At 68.6% G+C, this 16,877-nt stretch carries 14 protein-coding genes; 3 read left to right on the top strand and 11 right to left on the bottom strand.

Features of this window, described 5'->3' with window-relative positions:
- Positions 1 to 2: 2 nt before the first annotated feature.
- The 4 genes from LBN7_RS03815 to LBN7_RS03830 form a co-directional block, all read right to left on the bottom strand.
- Positions 3 to 866 (bottom strand): ketose-bisphosphate aldolase, encoded by an 864-nt coding sequence (locus LBN7_RS03815; RefSeq protein WP_116634594.1) that lies wholly within the window; start codon positions 864 to 866, stop codon positions 3 to 5.
- Between the two features lie 46 nt (positions 867 to 912).
- Positions 913 to 1,758, bottom strand: coding sequence for a carbohydrate ABC transporter permease (locus LBN7_RS03820; protein WP_116634593.1), 846 nt, complete (start codon positions 1,756 to 1,758; stop codon positions 913 to 915).
- A 2-nt stretch (positions 1,759 to 1,760) separates the two neighbouring features.
- A complete protein-coding gene (locus tag LBN7_RS03825) occupies positions 1,761 to 2,684 on the bottom strand; it encodes a carbohydrate ABC transporter permease (RefSeq protein ID WP_116634592.1) in 924 nt (307 codons plus the stop codon).
- A 79-nt stretch (positions 2,685 to 2,763) separates the two neighbouring features.
- On the bottom strand, positions 2,764 to 4,062 hold the full coding sequence (locus LBN7_RS03830) for a sugar ABC transporter substrate-binding protein (protein ID WP_116634591.1): 1,299 nt from the start codon (positions 4,060 to 4,062) through the stop codon (positions 2,764 to 2,766).
- A gap of 231 nt (positions 4,063 to 4,293) precedes the next feature.
- On the opposite strand from LBN7_RS03830, the gene LBN7_RS03835 reads away from it, so the two are divergent.
- Positions 4,294 to 5,097, top strand: a complete 804-nt coding sequence (locus LBN7_RS03835) for a DeoR/GlpR family DNA-binding transcription regulator (protein ID WP_116634590.1) — start codon at positions 4,294 to 4,296, stop codon at positions 5,095 to 5,097.
- A 78-nt stretch (positions 5,098 to 5,175) separates the two neighbouring features.
- Positions 5,176 to 5,799, top strand: a complete 624-nt coding sequence (locus tag LBN7_RS03840; protein ID WP_407360993.1) for a glyoxalase — start codon at positions 5,176 to 5,178, stop codon at positions 5,797 to 5,799.
- Between the two features lie 60 nt (positions 5,800 to 5,859).
- Here LBN7_RS03840 and LBN7_RS03845 read toward each other — a convergent pair whose 3' ends face one another.
- The 3 genes from LBN7_RS03845 to LBN7_RS03855 form a co-directional block, all read right to left on the bottom strand.
- Positions 5,860 to 10,419 carry an ExeM/NucH family extracellular endonuclease gene (locus LBN7_RS03845; RefSeq protein WP_407360994.1) on the bottom strand — a complete coding sequence of 1,520 codons (4,560 nt, stop codon included), beginning with the start codon at positions 10,417 to 10,419 and terminating at the stop codon, positions 5,860 to 5,862.
- A 322-nt stretch (positions 10,420 to 10,741) separates the two neighbouring features.
- The gene (locus tag LBN7_RS03850; RefSeq protein WP_407361696.1) at positions 10,742 to 11,500 is read right to left on the bottom strand and encodes an SURF1 family protein; all 759 of its coding nucleotides are present in this window, start codon (positions 11,498 to 11,500) and stop codon (positions 10,742 to 10,744) included.
- A 58-nt stretch (positions 11,501 to 11,558) separates the two neighbouring features.
- A complete protein-coding gene (locus tag LBN7_RS03855; RefSeq protein ID WP_116634586.1) occupies positions 11,559 to 12,674 on the bottom strand; it encodes a GuaB3 family IMP dehydrogenase-related protein in 1,116 nt (371 codons plus the stop codon).
- A gap of 75 nt (positions 12,675 to 12,749) precedes the next feature.
- Here LBN7_RS03855 and LBN7_RS03860 point away from each other — a divergent pair, with 75 nt between their 5' ends.
- Positions 12,750 to 13,904 carry an FAD-dependent oxidoreductase gene (locus tag LBN7_RS03860; protein WP_407360995.1) on the top strand — a complete coding sequence of 385 codons (1,155 nt, stop codon included), beginning with the start codon at positions 12,750 to 12,752 and terminating at the stop codon, positions 13,902 to 13,904.
- On the opposite strand, the gene LBN7_RS03865 is transcribed toward LBN7_RS03860, so the two are convergent.
- The 4 genes from LBN7_RS03865 to LBN7_RS03880 form a co-directional block, all read right to left on the bottom strand.
- A complete protein-coding gene (locus tag LBN7_RS03865; protein WP_407360996.1) occupies positions 13,850 to 15,538 on the bottom strand; it encodes an ABC-F family ATP-binding cassette domain-containing protein in 1,689 nt (562 codons plus the stop codon). The genes LBN7_RS03860 and LBN7_RS03865 overlap by 55 nt on opposite strands.
- A gap of 77 nt (positions 15,539 to 15,615) precedes the next feature.
- Positions 15,616 to 15,981 (bottom strand): type II toxin-antitoxin system VapC family toxin, encoded by a 366-nt coding sequence (locus LBN7_RS03870; RefSeq protein ID WP_407360997.1) that lies wholly within the window; start codon positions 15,979 to 15,981, stop codon positions 15,616 to 15,618.
- On the bottom strand, positions 15,978 to 16,226 hold the full coding sequence (locus LBN7_RS03875; RefSeq protein WP_407360998.1) for an AbrB/MazE/SpoVT family DNA-binding domain-containing protein: 249 nt from the start codon (positions 16,224 to 16,226) through the stop codon (positions 15,978 to 15,980). Before LBN7_RS03875 ends, LBN7_RS03870 begins: the two co-directional genes overlap by 4 nt.
- 40 nt (positions 16,227 to 16,266) lie before the next feature.
- On the bottom strand, positions 16,267 to 16,818 hold the full coding sequence (locus LBN7_RS03880; RefSeq protein ID WP_116634582.1) for an OsmC family protein: 552 nt from the start codon (positions 16,816 to 16,818) through the stop codon (positions 16,267 to 16,269).
- Between the last annotated feature and the right edge of the window lie 59 nt (positions 16,819 to 16,877).

Consider the following 16,877-nt stretch of genomic DNA (forward strand, 5'->3'; position numbering starts at 1 on the left):
CGTCAGTACAGGCCGGCCTTGCCGTCGGCACCGAACAGCTTGATCTTCTCAGCCGCCGTGGCCTTCATGGCGGCGATCGGCTCGGGCTGGATCGCGTTCGGCTCACGCAGACGCTCGTCGGTGCCGAGGATCTCGCGCATGCGGTTGTGGTACGCGACCTTGATGTCGCTGGAGATGTTGATCTTGTTGACGCCGAGCTCGACGGCGCGGCGCAGCTCGGAGTCGGGGTTCGACGATCCGCCGTGCAGGACGAGCGGGATGCCGACGGCGGCCTTGATCTGCTCGAGCAGATCGTGACGCAGCTCGGGGTTCTTCTCGGCCGGGTAGAGCCCGTGCGAGGTGCCGATCGCGATGGCCAGGCTGTCGACCCCGGTCTCCTGCACGAAGCGCACCGCGTCGTCGGGGTTGGTGTAGATGATCTCCGCCGCACCCGACTCGCCGTAGCTGTCGTTCGCGCCGATCGTGCCGAGCTCGCCCTCGACCTGCACGCCGACGGCGTGCGCGGCCTCGACGACCTTGCGGGTCAGCGCGACGTTCTCCTCGAACGGCAGCAGCGAGGCGTCGATCATGACCGAGGTGAAGCCGGCCTGGAACGCCGTGATCATCTGCTCGTACGTGCCGCCGTGGTCCCAGTGGATCGCGACCGGGACGCTCGCCCGATGGGCACGCGAGCGCATCGCGGTGATCAGATCGGTCGTGATGTGCGAGACCTCGTCGGGGTGGATCGCGATGATGACCGGGGCGTTCAGTTCCTCGCTGATGTCGATGATGCCGGTGAACATCGCCCAGTCGCTGATGTTGAACGCCGGGATCGCGAAGTTGTTCGCATTGGCGACGTCGAGGATGGATTTGCCGGTGTAGAGCACGTGTTTCTCCTGTTTCGTGGTGGTCGTGGGTCCGGTCGGACGGAGGTCAGCTCTTCACGGAGCCGGCGGTCAGCCCGCTGATGAAGTAGCGCTGGAAGAAGAGGAAGAGCAGCAGCACGGGGATCGAGCCGAGCACGCTCATCGCCATGATCTGGTTCCACTCGTAGGAGTGCTGTCCCATGAGGAGCTGGATGCCGATGGGGACGGTGCGCATGTCGATCGTGCGCGTCAGGGTCAACGCGAACAGGTACTCGTTCCACGCGATCATGAAGGTGTAGATGCCGACCGAGACGATGCCGGGGACGGAGATCGGGACGAGGATCCGCCAGAGCGCCGTCATGGAGCCGGCGCCGTCCACGCGCACGGCTTCGTCGAGCTCGCGCGGCAGGGTGTTGAAGTAGCCGGTCATCATGATGATCGCGTACGGCAGGGTGAACACCATGTACGTGAGGATCAGGCCCGCATACGAGTTGTAGAGGCCCAGCGCCACCATGAGGCCGAAGTACGGGATGAGCAGCGTGATGGGCGGCACCGCCTGCACGCTCACGATCACCACGTTCAGGATGCGCTTGCCGCGGAAGTCGAACCGGCTGAACGCGTAGGCCGCTTGGATCGCGACGATCAGGGTGAGCACGGTCACCGCACCGGCCACGATGTAGCTGTTCAGGAAGAACCGCATGGTCTCGGGGTTCGTGAAGATCGCGATGTAGGCGTCGAACGAGAACGTGTCGGTGAGCAGCCGCGGGGGCAGCTCGAAGATCTGGGTGTTGGACTTGAACGAGCTGGACAGCATCCAGAGCACGGGTCCGGCGGCGAAGACCGCGCCGATGATCAGGCCGATGGACACACCCGCGGTGGCGACCCGGCGCTTGCCCTTGACGGTGAGAGCCATGGTCAGTCCCTCGCTTTCTGGTGACGGACGTAGAACACGGCGAGCACCATCGACATCAGCAGCACGAGGACGGCGGAGGTCGCGGCGAGCGAGAAGTCGTACTTGGCGAACGCCAGCTTGTAGGTGAAGGTGCTGAGCACCTCGGTCACGTCGATCGGACCGCCGCCCGTCGTCATCCAGATGAGGGCGAACTGCTGAGAGGTCCAGATCAGGTCGAGCAGCACGAGGCTGACGATGATCGGCCGCAGCTGCGGGATCGTGACGTTCCAGAACCGCTGGATGGCGCTCGCACCGTCGACGGTCGCCGCTTCGTTCAGCTCACCGGGGATGCCCTGGAGCCCGGCGAGCAGGCTCACCATGAAGAACGGGTACCCCGCCCAGATGTTGATGAACGTGATGGTGCCGAGCGCGAGCTGCGGCGAGGCGAGCCATTCGATGTCTGTGTTCAGCAGGAAGTTGATCACACCGTTCGGAGCGAGCAGCATGCGCCAGAGCACGGCGATCACCGCGACTGTGAAGAGCCACGGAAGGACGTAGAGGGCCCGGAAGATCGCGCGGGCCGCATGGTGGAGCAGCGTGCTGTTCAGCATCATCGCGAAGCCGAGCCCCAGGATGAGGTGGGCGATCACACTGCCGATCGTGAAGACGAGGGTGTTGCCGGTCGCCTTCCAGAATCCGGGATCGCCGAGGATCTCGACGAAGTTCGCGATGCCGACGAACTCGGGCGACTTGTTCAGGATGACGTTGTCCTGGAACGAGTAGCCGATCACCATGATGATCGGCACGATCATCAGCACGAGCAGCAGGATGATCGTGGGCGACAGGAAGGCGTAGGACTCCGTGGTCTTGCGCAGCTGACGTCGCCGGCGCGACAGCGGCACTCCCGTGACGATCACCTCGGTGTCGTCGGTCGTTCTCAGGCTCATGGGAACCGGTGCTCCTTGGTTGGTCGGGTGCCGCACCGCAGCGGCGATGCGGCACCCCGTTCATGCGGGAGGCGGGAGATCAGAACTCCGCTTTCCAGGCCTCCTGTGCCTTCTTGAGCGCATCGTCGATCGACTGCTGACCGTCGAACGCCGACTGCAGCTGCTCGCCGAGCTGACGCATGAGCTCTTCCGCGACGGGAAGACCCGTGAACTCGTTCGCCGGGTAACCCGCCTGGTAGATCTCGAACGCCTTCTTGAACAGCTCGTCGTCCTCGACGAAGGCCGGGACCGATTCCGAGTTGCCCGGGAACGCGTTGGCCATGGTCGAGAGCTCCGAGTTGGTCTCCTCGCTCATCAGGAAGGAGACGAGCTTGAAGGCGGCGTCCTTGTGCTCCGAGTTCTCGGCGACGCCGATGCCCCAGGATGCGTACGGGATGCCTCGTTCTCCGTCGTAGCCGTCCTCCGCGGGGAGCGCGGAGATGGAGAACTTCAGGTCGGGGTTCGTCTCTCGGATCAGGTTGATGTGCGCGAGCGAGTCGATCATCATGCCGGCACGGCCGTTGGTGAACTCCTCGACCTTGTCCTGCTCCTTCATCGTGAACGATCCGGAAGCGATGACGCCGTCGTCCCACAGGCCGCCGATGTACTCGACAGCCGAGGTGACGTCGCCGTTGGTCAGGTCGGGCTGCCCGTCCTTCAGCATCGAGCCGCCCGACGCCCAGACCCACGACATCACGTCGTTCTGCACGCCGTTCGGTGTCTCGAGCGACAGCGGGAGCACCCAGCCGGAGACGTCTCCGCCGAGGGCTGTGACCTTGGCTGCGGCATCCGCGAACTCCGTGCGGTTCGTCGGCGGCGCGGTGACGCCGGCCTGCGCCAGCAGGTCGTCGTTCGTGAACATCGGATAGACGAAGTTCACGACCGGGATCATGTAGGTGCTGCCGTCGACCTGGATCTGGCTGGCGAGCTGACTGTCGTCGTAGTCGTTCTCCTTCATCAGCGCGGTGAGATCAGCGATCACACCCTGCGAGGCGAAGTCGTTCACCCAGGCGCCGTCGAGTCCGACGACGTCGGGCATGGTGCCGGATGCCGCTCCGGCGAAGAGCTGCTCCTTGGTCGACGCGTACGGACCGCTGACCAGTTCGACCGTGATGCCCGGGTTCGCCTCCTCGAACTTGTCGATGAGCGCGCGGAACTCGCCGTCAGGCAGCTCCGGCTCCCACCACTGAGCGAACTCGATCGTGACATCCTCGCCGTCGCCGCCCCCGTCGCCTGAGGTGCTGGGCGTGCAGCCCGCCACCGCCAGAAGGGCAACCGTCGCGGTCGCGGCGCCGACGATCATTCGGGTTCGTCCGCGCCCTCGTCCCACTGTGCTCATCACTTCTCCTCTTCGAGATCGTGCCGCATGACGCGCTTCAATGCTTCTTCATGCGGTTTTGAGCCATGTTATGCCGACATCTGCGTGATCGTCAAGGGCAACTTTGTCGCATTTCCTCCTGCCTCTCCCAGAATCACAGGGATTTCCTGCACCGATCGCCGGTGTCGCTGATGTGCGTCTTTTTGCATGACTATGCGGTGTTGGTCTCTCGAATGTGCTAAAGATGAGGTCATGGATGCTTCCGGAACGGCGCGACGCCGCCTGCCTGCGGGCAGAAAAGCCGACCTCGCCAGCTACGTCGAGCAGACCGGGCAGGTGACGGTCAGCGATCTCGCCGAGCACTTCGGCGTCTCGATCGACACGATCCGCCGCGACCTCGACCAGCTCGACCGCGAGGGCGTGCTCGTCCGCACCCACGGCGGGGCGGTCAGCTCCGCGAGCGGCCCCCTCAAGGACCGCGCGCTCGACGTGCGCATGCGCGTGCAGACCGAGGAGAAGGAGCGGATCGCGCGCGTGGCGGCCGGGCTCGTCGAGGACGGCTCGGTCATCATGCTGAACGCCGGCACGACGACCCTCGCGGTCGCACGAGCGCTGCGGAATCATCACGACCTCACGATCGCCACGAACAACCTCCGCATCCCGGGCGAGCTCTCGCCGTCGGCCTTCCGCGACCTGTACGTGTTCGGCGGAGCCGTACGCTCGATCACCCAGGCGACCACCGGACCGGTGACGTTCACCATGACCCCCGGCGGACCGGAGGTCGACATCCGCTGCGACCTGGCACTCATCGCGGTCGGCGCGATCGACGAGGCCGGATACTCGACCTCGAACCTCGGCGATGCGGCCATGATGTCCGAGATGATCCAGCGCGCGGAGCGGACCGCGATCCTCGCCGACTCCACGAAGCTGGGTCGCCGCTTCTTCGCGCAGATCGCGCTGCTCGACCGCGCCGACTACCTGATCACCGACGCGCCGCCGCCGGCGCGCATCGCCGCCGCCCTCGCGCAGGCCGACGTGCAGGTGCTCACTCCCTGAGTCGACGACGCCCGGGCAGACGCGGATCGGTCAGGATTCGAGAAGCGCCGCCCGCTGCTGCTCCGTAGCGTCGATGACATGAACACGATCATCGATTCCGTCACCCTCGACGTCGCCGACCTCGAGGCCGCACAGTCCTTCTACGCAGACACGTTCGACCTCGGCGATCGTCTGCGATTCCGCACCTCGGATGCCGAGACATCCGGGTTCCGCGGATACACCCTCTCGCTGGTGGTCTCGCAGCCGGGGAACGTGCACGCCCTCGTCGACGCCGCCGTCGCCGCGGGAGCCAGCGTGGTCAAGCCCGTCACGAAGTCGCTCTGGGGCGTGGGCGGCACCGTGCAGGCGCCGGACGGGGCGATGTGGAAGATCGCCACCTCGTCGAAGAAGGACACCGCTCCCCCGAGCCGCTCCATCGACGAGATCATCCTGCTCCTCGGCGCCGAGGACGTCGTCGCCTCGCGGACGTTCTACACGGAGCGCGGCATCCCCGTCGCGAAGAGCTATGGCCGCAGCTACGTGCAGTTCGACACCGGGACGAGCCCGATCGGACTCGGGCTCTACCGCCACGCCTCGCTCGCGAAGGATGCGGGCGTGCCCGCTGCCGGCTCCGGATCGCACCGGCTCACCGTCAACGGCGCACTCGGGACAGCGGTCGATCCCGACGGCTTCGCCTGGGCCCCGGTGGAGGTGTACTCCTGAACGACGGAGGCCGTCGGGATCTCTCCCGACGGCCTCCGCTCTGTCATCCTGCGTGCAGGATCACCACCACCCGGTGAGCAGATCCCACAGCCAGTCGAGGATGTCCCCGATGACGCCGCCGATGCCGCCGGCGCGGTTGACCGTGACCGTGGCCGTCGCCTCGTCACCGTCCGCCTGCGCCACCGCCACCGTGTACTTGCCTGGTTGCGTCTTCTTCGGAACCGTCACCGAGGTGCTGAACGAGCCGTCGTCGCCGACCTGGATCGTGCCGACCTCGATGGCCTGCCCCTTCTTCGGGCGCAGCTCCACCGTCACGGTCTCACCGGGCTGGTAGCCCTCGCCGGTGATGGTGAGCTTCTTGCCCGCCGTCACCTTCGAGGAGCCGAGCGCGATCGTGCCGGCGAACTCCTCCTCGCCCGCGATCGTGAACGGCACCTGCACGGTGGTCCCGGTGCCCGCGACCGCGACGGTGAGCTGCTGCTCCCCGAAGACGCCCGACGGCACCGTGAACGTCAGGCTCGCACGCCCGACCTCGTCCGTGGTGTCGACGATGGCGGGATCGATCGCTCCGGCCGCGAGCTGCGTGCCGCCCAGCGAGAGCGACACCTCGCCCGGAGCCGGCTCCCCCGCGCTGAACGCGAGCGAGGAGAGCGAGACCGTCACCTGGTCACCGGCGCTGTAGCCGTCGGCATCCGCCGGGCTGATCGCGACGCCGACCGCGCGCTGGGCGTAGTCGGGGCTCGCGGTCTTGTTCGCGTCGAACCAGTCGACCATGGACTGCAGGTCGATCTTGCCGGTGTCGCGCTTGCCCGTGCCCTGCTTGAAGGTGGAGAAGTTGTCTCCACCGGCGGCGAGGAACGAGTTCGCGGCGACCGTGTAGTCGGCCGCCGGATCGATCGGCGTGCCGTCGAGCGTGATCGACGTGATCCGCGAGCCCTGCGCCCCTGCGGGGTCGTAGGTGTACACGAGCCCTTCGGAGACGCCGAGCTTCAGGAACGGCCGCGCCGAGCCCGCCGGCTGCCACTGCTCCTCCAGCACGCCCTTCAGCTGAGCACCCGTGAGGGTCAGCGTCACCAGCGTGTTCGCGAACGGCTGGACCGTCGCCGCCTCACGGTAGGTGACGTTGCCGTCGGGATCGGATGCTCCGGTCGAGGCGTACGCGAGGTTCGCCCGGATTCCGCCCGGGTTCATCAGCGCGATGTCGGCATCGGTGGACCACTTCTGCACGTCGGCGACGAAGTTGCCGATGGTGGACTCGCCACCGCGGTTCTCCGAGCCGCTGGTCTGACGCGCGCGGTTGAGGTCGGCGGTGATGTCTCCGACCTTGATCGCCCCCAGCACGTCGGCCTCGGCCTTCGCCTTGGCCACGATGTCGGCGACCTCGGGGACGGCCGGGTACAGCGGCGCACCCGCAGCCGTGAGGGGCTTGATCTCGTTGGTGATCGAGATCAGCTCCTTCGTCTTCGCGTCCACCTGGATGTTCATCAGACCGAGGTTCTCGCCGTACTGCCCCGCCGAGACGACCGGGCGGCCGTCGATGACGTGGTTGTACGCGAGGTGCGTGTGCGCCGAGACGATCGCGTTCACGTCGTCATCGACGCCGTAGACGATCTCGCCCAGCGGCGATTCCGGGGTGATGGCCCCGACATCGACGCTCTCCGCGCCCTCGTGGACGAGGAGGATGACGACATCCGCCTCGCCGTTGGACTCATCGCCGTCGCGCAGGTCGTCGGCCACCGCGTTGACCGAGTCGACGATGCTGCGCACCTCGAGGTCGGCGATGCCTTCCGGCGACACGAGCGAGTCGAGGTCCTCGGTGACGGCGCCGACGAACCCGACCTTGACGCCGTCGAGCTCCTTGACCCATGCCGGGGCGAGCGCAGGCTCACCCGTCTCCGTCATGAACACGTTCGACGAGATGTACTCCCAGTCCGCGCGGTCCTGCACGCGATCGCGCAGGTCCTCCCAGCCCTGGTCGAACTCGTGGTTGCCCGCGGCGCTGACGTCGAGGCCGGCGGCGTTGAGCGCGTCGATCGTCGGGTTGTCGTCATTGATGAACGAGGTGAACGTCGACGCGCCGATCAGATCGCCGGCTCCGGCGAAGATCGTGTTCGGGTTCGCGTCGCGGAACTGCTTGACCGCACCCGCGAGGACGGCCGCGCCTGCGGCGGCGCCGTCGGCCTCGATCCGACCGTGGAAGTCGTTGACCGTGACGACGTCGATGCTCACCGGCGGGATCTCCGAGGAGACGCCGACGATGATCGGGTCGTGGTCGCTGGAACGGTAGGGCGTGCCCGACTCGGTGGCGCCGAACGCGTAGCCGCGGTCGCTCCACTCCGGCGAGTTGATGCCCCAGACGCCGGCGCCCGTGATCGACGCGGCGAGCGACGGCGACGCGATGACGTGGTCGAGCGAGCCGAGCTCGCCGTCGAACGTGTACGTGTACTGACCGGCGGCCCTGTCGGCGACCAGGTCGCTCCAGCCGTTCGCGGTGAAGACGTCGATCGGGTCTTCCTTGCCGTAGGCGTTGAAGTCGCCGATCAGCAGCATGTCGCCGCTGCCCGATGCCTCTTCGAGGTCGGTCGTGAACTCCAGGAGCGACTGCGCCTGCGCGACGCGGTCGGCGTTGAAGAAGCCCTGGCCGTCGGCGGGCTCTGCACCCGCACCCTGGGGCGGCGACTTCGACTTGAAGTGGTTCGCGACCACGGTGACGACCCGGCCGTCGATGTCGAACGCCTGGGCGATCGGCTCACGCGCGTTGCCCCAGACGGTCTCGTCGGTGACGGTCGCGCTGTCGCCGACGGTGGTGACGGCATCCTTCTTGTAGATGATCGCGTTGGTGATGTAGTCCGTCGTCGCCGCATCGTTCAGCGCGTCAGGGGTGGGCACGTAGTCCCACACGTCGCTCCCGGCGTCCTCGTTGAGACCTGCCACCAGGTCCTCGAGGGCCGAGTCGATCGGCTCGCCGAGCTTGACGGAGTTCTCGATCTCCATGAGCGAGACGATCTCGGCATCCAGGCCGTTGATCGCCGCGACGATCTTCGACTTCTGGATGGCGAACTGGGCCGCATTCGCGGCACCACGGGCATCGGGGTTCTCGGACGTCAGCGTCGTGAAGTAGTTGTAGACGTTGAACGAGGCCACCTGCACATCGCCGCCGACCTCGGGAGCCGACTCGGTGCGCGGGTTCGTCGCCGCGAAGCCGACCTTGAGGTCTGCCGGAGAGGCATCGTCGATCGGGATGACGGGCTGCAGACGCCAGTCGTCGAAGCCCCACTGCAGCACGTAGCCGTTGTCGCCGAAGTCGACGGTGTCGCCGTTGCGGACCACCGCGTCCTTCGTGAAGTACGGCTGGGCGCCGGGGTGGCCGTTGTTCGTCACCTGGATGGACCAGCCGTCGTCGAGCAGCAGGCGGTTGGCCCGGTTTGCCGCGGCGATGGCCGCCGCCGCGTCACCGGGGCGCGTGGTCTCGGTGCTCTTGACGTTGAGGTCCGCGCCGGCGTTGAGCCAGAGCGTGCCGAAGTTGAAGAGCTGGTGGCTCGAGGCCAGACGGTAGGTTCCCTCCGGAGCCACGTACATGTTCTCGTACTGCTCGCGGTCGGCGCCGCGCACGGTGTCGGGAAGCGGAGTGACCGCGGGGACTCCGGCACCTGCCGCGAGCACCTCGATGTCGGTCACCGCGCCGGGGTTCAGCTGCGTCTGGCCGAAGTACTCGCCGACCGCGCCGGTCACGGAGACGAGGTCGCCGATCGCGAGGGTCGGGGCCAGCGCGTTCAGGAAGACGAAGATGCCGTCGGACGCTCCGGGCGTGGCGTCGGTCGCGCCGCCGGAGCCCTGGGTCTGGATGACGATCCCCTTGTAGCCGCCGGTGCGGTAGTCGGCGGTGACGACGCCCTCGACCGTGACGGTCTGGCCGCTCAGCGGTGAGACGTCGGCCGTGCCCTGCACGTCGGCGATCGCGACCGTGGTCGGATCGGGATCGGGATCGGGATCGGGGTCGGGATCGGGGTCGGTGCCGCCGGTGCCCTGCGGGGTGATGGTGGCCGAGAGCGTGAAGTCGACGCTGTTGTCGTCGGTGTCGGCGCCGCCTGTGCGGTTCAGCGACTTGACGTCGGTGTTCCCCGCCGGCGCCGTGGCCGCCGCGGTCTCGAAGGTGTTGGAGGTGCCGTAGCCGAGCAGATCGACCACGCCGTCGACGCCCGCGACCGAGCCGGGGGTGAGGGTGACGGCGGCCGTGCCCTCGACGAGCGCGAGCGTGCCGGTGGTGCCGCTCGGGGTCAGGGTGCTGACCGCGTCGGGAGCCGGGAGGTCGGCGCCGTTGGCCCCGTTGCTGTTGCCCTGCACCAGGTAGTAGCCGCCGGCCGGGATGACGCCGGTGAGCGGCGCGACGCCGTTCGAGGGCCCGGTGCCCGTCGCGGAGCGGTACTGCAGCGACATGCCGTCGAGGGTGACCGGCTCGGAGGTCGGGTTGTAGAGCTCGACGAACTTGTTCTTGAAGGCGGCCCCTGCGCTGCCACCGGAGAGGTACGCCTCGTTGATCACCACCCCCGTCCCTGCCGGATCGGCGAAGGCGGGCACGGCGGTCAGCGAGCCGAAGCCCAGCGCTGCCACACAGGTCACGGCGAGAGCGCCGACGCGCCCCCGGTTTGTACGGTGAGCGACGGGAGCCATGCGGTTCCCGTCCTCTGGAGCGGACATCATCGGTGCGGTCTCCTCGGTCGGTGGTGCGACATCTCTCATGAATCTGTCACGGCGCGCACCGGGGTCTCCCAGCCCGCACACATGTTGCGAGCATACGGAGCGCTCCGGACATCCTCAATGGAGTTCTCCGATTCGTCACCGACCGCTCACCGGATGGCCGCGGCGACCCCCGACGAAGGTCCATATCCCGGCATTCCGGCGCACATGTGCGCACGGATCTCCGCGCAGATGCGCGATGTGATCAGGCTGTTTCCGCGCTCCGCGCCTCGTCGAACTCCTCGACCTCGCGCTCCCAGGCGTCTTTCGCCAGGCGGTACCAGAGGTAGAACGCGAAGCCCGCGAAGATCGCCCACTCGACCGCGTAGAAGATGTTCAGCCAGTTGATCGGCGATTGCTCTTCCGGCGCGGGAGAGGAGATGTCGATGAGCCCGGCCGTCGCCGTGGTCGAGGCGAGATACGGGCGGTACACGTCGAGATCCGCGGTGTCGCTCCACCGGCTGAGAAGCGCTGCCGTCGACATCCGATCCATCCGCTCCGGGTCGGTGCGCGGCGGGACCGCCGGGCCCTCGTCGGAGATGATCCTGCCGCTGATCGCGACCTCGGAGCCGTCGTCCTCGGCGGCGAGGCGCTCGACGGCCGCATCCGCCGCTTCGCGGTCGGGCGCCCAGCCGATCGCGACCGCGATCGACGTGCGGTCGGCGACTCGCAGCTGGCCGGTGACCCAATATCCCTCGACGTCGTCGTTGAACCGGCTCGACACGACGAGGAAGTCGCCCTCGACCCACGTCCCCGATGTCTCGACGCGCTGGCCGACGAGAGGCTCGGGAAGGTACTGCCCCGGTTCCACGACATCGGTGAGCGGCCGCACCTGCTCGGTCGCCCCCGCCGGGGGCGGATCCGTCTCGATCGCGCGCTCGAGCTGCCACTGCCCGAGCCACGCGAACACCCCGGCGACGAAGAGGCACAGCAGGAGCATCCCGATCCAGCGTCCCCGGAGCATGACCTCACGAAGGGTCGGCGGGAACGGCGCAGGAGTGGTCACGGTGACGCGCGGAGCCTCAGGCCTCGTACGGGGCGAGCACGACCTCGACCCGCTGGAACTCCTTGAGGTCGGAGTATCCGGTGGTCGCCATGGACTTGCGCAGGGCGCCGATGAGGTTCGCGGTGCCGTCGGCGACGGGCGCGGGACCGTAGAGGATCTCCTCGAGCGTGCCGATGCCGCCGACCTCGACGCGGCGTCCGCGCGGCAGCTTCGAGTGATGGGCCTCCGGGCCCCAGTGGAACCCGCGGCCGGGAGCGTCGGTGGCGCGGGCGAGCGCGACGCCGAGCATGACGGCATCCGCTCCCATGGCCAGCGCCTTGACGATGTCGCCGGAGGTGCCGACGCCCCCGTCAGCGATGACGTGCACGTAGCGGCCGCCGGACTCGTCGAGGTAGTCGCGTCGCGCGGCGGCGACGTCGGACACCGCGGTGGCCATCGGCGCGTGGATGCCGAGCGTCGCACGGGTCGTGGAGGCCGCTCCCCCGCCGAAGCCGACGAGCACGCCCGCGGCGCCCGTGCGCATGAGGTGCAGGGCCGCGGTGTAGGTGGCGGCGCCGCCGACGATCACCGGGACGTCGAGGTCGTAGATGAACTTCTTGAGGTTCAGGGGCTCGTCGACACTGGACACGTGCTCGGCCGAGACGGTGGTGCCGCGGATGACGAACAGGTCGACGCCGGCCGCGGCCACGGTGTCGTAGTGCTCCTGCGTGCGCTGCGGCGTGAGGGAGCCGGCGACCGTGACGCCCGCCTCGCGGATCTCGGCGAGCCGGCGCGTGATGAGCTCGGGCTTGATCGGCTCGGAGTAGAGCTGCTGCATGCGGACGGTCGCCTCGCCGTCGTCGAGCCCGGCGATCTCCGTGAGCAGCGGCTGCGGGTCTTCGTAGCGCGTCCACAGTCCCTCGAGGTCGAGCACGCCGAGGCCGCCGAGCTGCCCGAGCATGATCGCCGTCTGCGGGCTGACGACCGAGTCCATCGGCGCTCCGAGCACCGGGATGTCGAAGCCGAACGCGTCGATCGTCCACGCGGTCGAGACATCCTCGGGGTTGCGCGTGCGGCGCGAGGGCACCACCGCGATGTCATCGAACGTGTACGCGCGGCGTGCGCGCTTTCCTCGGCCGAGCTCGATCTCCATGGTCACCCGTCCAGCCTACCCGGCGCCCGGACGAGCCTGCGGCTGGGAGACTGGAACCGACCACAGGAGGAGCGCATGACCAGGGATCCGGCGGACGTCGTCGTCGTGGGCGGCGGGGTCATGGGATTGGCGACGGCGTGGGAGCTGACGCGGCGCGGCATCCGTCCGCTCGTTCTCGAGCGCTTCGCCCGCGGGCACCGCGCGGGGGCCTCGCACGGCGCGACGCGCAACTTCAACAACGCGTACGACGAGGAGCACTATCTCGACCTGCTCGTGCGGTCCCGCGAGGGGTGGGACGCGCTCGGTCGTGTCGGCGGCGAACCGCTGCTGCGCCTGCACGGGCTGGTCACGCACGGCGACGTCGACATCGCATCGGTGCGCGCGCGCCTGGTCGAGCGGGGAATCGCAGCGGAGGTCCTGACCGCCGCGGATGCCTCCGTCCGCTGGCCGGGCATGCGATTCGACGACGACGTGCTCTGGTCGGCGGATGCCGGCGTCGTGCGGGCGGCTGACGCGCTGGTCGAGCTCGAACGTCGCGTCGTCGCCGGCGGAGGCGAGGTCCGCTGGAGCACGCCGGTCGCCCACATCGGCGAGGACTCAGCCGGCATCATCCTCGATCTCGCCGACGGCGGCCGACTGCGGGCCGACACCCTCGTCGTCACGGCCGGCGCGTGGACCGCGAAGCTCCTCGGCCGACTCGGACTCCCCCGGCTCACCGTCACCGAGGAGACGCCCGCGCACTTCGCCCCGCGGACGGACGCCGCCTGGCCCTCGATCAACCACTATGTGGATCCTGAGGCATACCCCGGCACCGTCTACGGGATGCCGACCCCGGGCGAGGGCGTGAAGGTCGGATTCCACCGGGTCGGCGACGAGGCCGATCCCGACTCCCGCCCGCACCGCCCGACGCATCAGGTCGCGCTGGCGGAGTACGTGCGCGAATGGATGCCGGGCCTCGACCCGGCATCCGGCGTTCCCATCAGCTGCACCTACACCTCGACCGACGACGGCACGTTCGTGCTCGACCGCCGCGGCCGGATCGTCGTCGGCGCCGGGTTCTCGGGACACGGCTTCAAGTTCGCGACCGGGATCGGCGCGGTGCTCGCCGACCTCGCCCTCGACTCGAAGGCACGCGCCGCTGAGCCGTTCCGACTGCCGGCCGCCCGTGGTGACGGTCAGCGGGAGCGCACGACCCGCCTCTCGTCCCAGACCGGCGCATCGGACTCGTAGACCTCGCCGTCCGAGCCGAACACCAGGAATCGGTCGAACGACCGGGCGAACCAGCGGTCGTGCGTGACCGCGAGCACCGTCCCCTCGAAACGCGCGAGCGCGTCTTCCAGCGCCTCAGCCGATTCCAGGTCGAGGTTGTCCGTCGGTTCGTCGAGTAGCAGCAGCGTCGCACCGGACAGCTCCAGCAGCAGCACCTGGAGCCGCGCCTGCTGCCCACCGGACAGCGAGTCGAACGTCTGCTGCGCCTGCCGGACGAGCCCGTACCGATCCAGCGCTGAGCTGGCGGCATCCCTCGGCATCCCGGCGCGGCGGTCGTCTCCGCGGTGCAGGATCTCCAGCAGCGTGCGCCCGACGAACTCGGGGTGCGCGTGCGTCTGCGCGAAGAGCCCCGGCACGACCCTGGCGCCGAGCGTCGCCGTGCCCGTGTGCGGCACCTCGCTCAGCTGCTCTCCGGTGGACGTGACGTGACCGAGGGTGGCATCCGGATCGCTGCCACCCCTGGCCAGAAGCCGCAGGAAGTGCGACTTCCCCGACCCGTTCGAGCCGAGCACCGCGACGCGATCGCCGTACCAGACCTCGGCGTCGAAGGGCTTCATCAGACCGGTGAGCTCGAGGCCTGCGGCGACCACGGCCCGCTTGCCCGTGCGCGACCCCCGCAGACGCATGTCGAAGTCCTGCGCGGGGGGCCGCTCCTCGGGCGGACCGGCCTCCTCGAACTTGCGGAGCCGCGTCTGAGCGGCCTGATACCGCGACGCGAAGCCGTCGTTCGCCGAGGCCTTCACCTTGAGGTTCGCGACCAGGGTGCGCAGCTTCTCGTGCTGCTCGTCCCAGCGTCGCCGGAGCTCGTCGAGCCGGTCCATCCGATCGGTGCGCGCCTGCTGATAGGTCGCGAAGCCGCCGCCGTGCACCCACGCGGTGGAACCTGCGCCGCCCGGTTCGAGAGTGATCAGGCGGTCCGCGGCACGAGCGAGGAGTTCGCGATCGTGCGATACGAGGAGCACCGTCTTGGGCGTCTGCCGCAGCTGATCCTCGAGCCAGCGCTTCGTCGGCACATCGAGGTAGTTGTCCGGCTCGTCGAGCAGCAGCACCTCGTCGGGACCGCGCAGCAGCGCCTCCAGCGCCAGTCGCTTCTGCTCGCCGCCGGAGAGCGTCGTGAGCTCGCGGAAGCGCGCACGCTCGAACGGCACGCCGAGCGCCGCCACCGTGCACTGATCCCACACGGTCTCGTGCTCGTAGCCACCGGCATCCGCGTACTCCGCGATCGCCGACGCGTACGCCATCTGGGTGTCGTGCTCGTCGCGTTCGATCAGTGCGTTCTCCGCCGCCGCGAGCCCCTGTGCCGCCCCGCGGATCCGCTGCGGAGCGACGCTCACAAGCAGTTCGTGCACGGTCTGACCCTGGCGTCCGTGCCCGACGAACTGGTCCATGACGCCGAGGCCGCCGTCGATCGTGACGACGCCGTCATCGGCCGGCTGATCTCCGCGGATGATGCGCAGCAACGTCGTCTTGCCGGCGCCGTTCGGTCCGATCAACGCGCTGGTGGACCCCGCGCCGACCCTGAATGTCGCCTCGTCGAGAAGCGGTCTGCCGTCGGGGAGAGTCAGAGACACTCCGGAGACATCGATGTAGCCCACTGTCCGTGGCCGTCCTTCCGCCCGCGAACAGCGAGCCGACCAGGCTATCAGCCCGCGATGGAACGGAGTGACCGGTGTCAGGGACGGAGCTGGGTGATCCGGCCCGACTCTCCCCATGCACGGTCCGCCGTGACCACCGTCACATCGAGACGTCGGGCGAGCGCGAGGCAGAGCCGATCCCCGAGCGACAACCCGCTGCCGCGCTTCCACATCGCTGCGGCGACCTCGGCGTCCGCGTGCTGCACGGGCTCGATCACCAGCTCATAGCTGCGCAGCAGTCCGGAGGCGACGCCCCAGTCGGCTCCCGACGCTCGGACCCTCTGGGCCACCTCCGCCCAGTTCGCCGCCCCGATGACCGCACCGTCCAGAAGCTCCTCGACGGCATCAGCGCCCGGCTCGGCCTGCAGGAATGCCAGGACGACTGACGCGTCGAGAACGGTCACGCGACCTCGTCCTCCGCAGCCGCTGCGGACCGACGATCGGCGAGAAGCGCCGCGACGAGGTCCTTCCCGGCGAGCTGCGACCGCACCAGGGACTTGGCCTGCTCCCGGGTGACCAGGATCACTCCGCCGTCCGTCTCGATCATCAGCAGCCGCGCACCCTGTTCCCAGTGCTGCCGCGCACGGAGCTCGGCGGGGACGACCAGGCGGCCCCGGTCGCCCATCGGAGCGACAAAGGTGGTATCCATGAGATCAGAGTACCACCGGGTTCTTGCCGATGGGTTTCCCTCAGGCGAGCGCGCTCGCCGTGGGAACCGTGTTCGCGAAGAGGTCGAGGACCGGGCAGTGCGCGTCGACGACCTGGCGGAGGTTCTCATACTGCTCGGGGCTGTCGGGGCCCGAGATGTCGACCTTCACCCGGATGTCGTGGAACCCGGCACGGCCCGACTCGTCGATGCCGAAGAGCTTCCGCACGTCGAGATCCCCCTCGGCCGTGATCTCGATCTCGTCGATCGTGAGACCGAGCGCCTGGGCGTAGAGCCGGTACACGACCACCTGGCACGACACCAGCGCGCCCAGCGCGTACTCGACGGGGCTCGCGGCCACGTCGTCTCCGGCGAGCGCGCTCGGCTCGTCCACGAGGAACCGGTGCTTGCCGGCGCGGATCTCGGTGGCGACCGACCCGATTCCTCTGCCGCTCACCCGGTAGGTCAGCTGTGCGCTGCTCGCATCGGCGGCGATGCGCTCGTTCCACGCCGTTCCCGCATCGGTCAGGCGCTGTGCGCGCTCGGCCGGCGTGACATCGGAGACGGCGGTGATCTGGTCCTGGAGAAGAGTCATGCCGCGACCGTAGCCGGGGCGTCGGCGCACCCGCACCCCCGACGTCACAGGGGTTCACG

This window comes from Microbacterium sp. LBN7 (assembly GCF_045690345.1).
Lineage (GTDB): Bacteria > Actinomycetota > Actinomycetes > Actinomycetales > Microbacteriaceae > Microbacterium.

What these genes read in the sequence shown, in the direction of transcription:
- LBN7_RS03855 (WP_116634586.1), bottom strand. Translation starts at nt 12,674, where the DNA reads ATGGAGATCGAGCTCGGCCGAGGAAAGCGCGCACGCCGCGCGTACACG.
- LBN7_RS03835 (WP_116634590.1), top strand. Translation starts at nt 4,294, where the DNA reads ATGGATGCTTCCGGAACGGCGCGACGCCGCCTGCCTGCGGGCAGAAAA.
- LBN7_RS03875 (WP_407360998.1), bottom strand. Translation starts at nt 16,226, where the DNA reads ATGGATACCACCTTTGTCGCTCCGATGGGCGACCGGGGCCGCCTGGTC.
- LBN7_RS03880 (WP_116634582.1), bottom strand. Translation starts at nt 16,818, where the DNA reads ATGACTCTTCTCCAGGACCAGATCACCGCCGTCTCCGATGTCACGCCG.
- LBN7_RS03860 (WP_407360995.1), top strand. Translation starts at nt 12,750, where the DNA reads ATGACCAGGGATCCGGCGGACGTCGTCGTCGTGGGCGGCGGGGTCATG.
- LBN7_RS03830 (WP_116634591.1), bottom strand. Translation starts at nt 4,062, where the DNA reads ATGAGCACAGTGGGACGAGGGCGCGGACGAACCCGAATGATCGTCGGC.
- LBN7_RS03825 (WP_116634592.1), bottom strand. Translation starts at nt 2,684, where the DNA reads ATGAGCCTGAGAACGACCGACGACACCGAGGTGATCGTCACGGGAGTG.
- LBN7_RS03820 (WP_116634593.1), bottom strand. Translation starts at nt 1,758, where the DNA reads ATGGCTCTCACCGTCAAGGGCAAGCGCCGGGTCGCCACCGCGGGTGTG.
- LBN7_RS03840 (WP_407360993.1), top strand. Translation starts at nt 5,176, where the DNA reads ATGAACACGATCATCGATTCCGTCACCCTCGACGTCGCCGACCTCGAG.
- LBN7_RS03850 (WP_407361696.1), bottom strand. Translation starts at nt 11,500, where the DNA reads ATGCTCCGGGGACGCTGGATCGGGATGCTCCTGCTGTGCCTCTTCGTC.